Raw genomic sequence first — 1,293 nt, 5'->3', positions numbered from 1 at the left:
TATATCGCCAGATTCAACGATATAAACAACACAAGGGCTAAACAAGCTATAGTCCAATGTGGTCCAAAATCTGTCTATTTACTGATTGAAGCCCTGAAGACGGATAAATCTGCTGCAGTTCGGGAGGGAGCTGCTGTTGCTCTGTGGAGTATGGGAGAGGAAGGGGATCGAGCTGTCCCTTGGTTGATTAAAGCCCTAAGGAATGATGACTCGGCACCAGTTCGTGCCAAAGCCGCTTCTGCTCTGGGATTGATGGGAGAAGCATCTTATCAGGCTATCCCTGACCTGATTGATGCACTTAAGGATGAATCTGCTGAAGTTCGTGCCAATGGTGCTTATGCCCTAGGGAATTTGGGAAATAAAACCCATGAGGCTGTACCTCAGCTCATTGAAGTCCTGAGGAAAGATAAATCTGCTGAGGTTCGTGCTAATGCTGCTTATGCCCTAGGGAATAAAAAAGAGGCAGCCAAGTCAGCTGTACCTTACCTGATTGAAGCCCTAAAGGATGAAACATCCTTATCGGTTCGCAGGACTAGCGTCAATGCCCTAGAGCAGATTGCCGAGAAAACCAAAGATGTTGCTTCCCAGCTCATTGAGCAACTCAGGAACGATAAATCTATTCTGATCCGGATTTACGCTACCGAGATACTAGGGGAAATTGGAGAGCCAACTAAGGATGCTCTGCCTCTATTAATTGAGTTGCTTAAGGATAACTCAGTCTATGTTCGCTATTATGCCGCCTCTGCTCTAGGAAAGATGGGAACGCAAGGGACTCAGGCTGTTCCTCACTTAATAATCCTGTTGAAAGATGAATCTATCGATGTTCGCTATTCCGCCGCCTCTGCCCTTGTCGAAATTGCTTCTAAGCTTGGAAAACAAAAGAAGCAGCTCACCAAAGTGCAATTGCAAACATCCATACTGGAATTTGAAACAGTTATCAAACGCCTAGAGCAAGACACCGATAAAATTTTCCACGATAGATGGATAGAAACCGTTCGTGGTGGTCTTTATCATCTCCAGGAAGAACAGGAATCTCGTAGTTATCAGAAAATTTTTGGGCGAGGGGTGATTATCTGGCTAACTCATATGCTATTTTGGTTCGGACTGATACTGGTTTATCCCAAATCCCCCCAAGTCCAAGCTATTTTCTTTTGGAATCCCTGGGTGCGGAAGTTTTTTGGACTGGGGTACGTAGGCATAGCCCTAACTTGGATTCCCTTTCTACGCTCGAAGGTCTAATTCCAGAAGAAGAAAGAAGACAAGTTCATCTACAACTCGGCCGTCTGCTTCTAA

At 45.2% G+C, this 1,293-nt stretch carries 1 protein-coding gene; it reads left to right on the top strand.

Features of this window, described 5'->3' with window-relative positions; all coding sequences use genetic code 11:
* On the top strand, positions 1–1,239 hold a 1,239-nt coding region (locus tag F6K49_RS49940; protein WP_293110254.1), incomplete at its 5' end, for a HEAT repeat domain-containing protein.
* Between the last annotated feature and the right edge of the window lie 54 nt (positions 1,240–1,293).

The organism is Moorena sp. SIO3I6 (assembly GCF_010672095.1).
The sequence above is the reverse complement of the archived record's forward strand: the minus strand, read 5'-3'. Positions and strand labels throughout refer to the sequence as shown.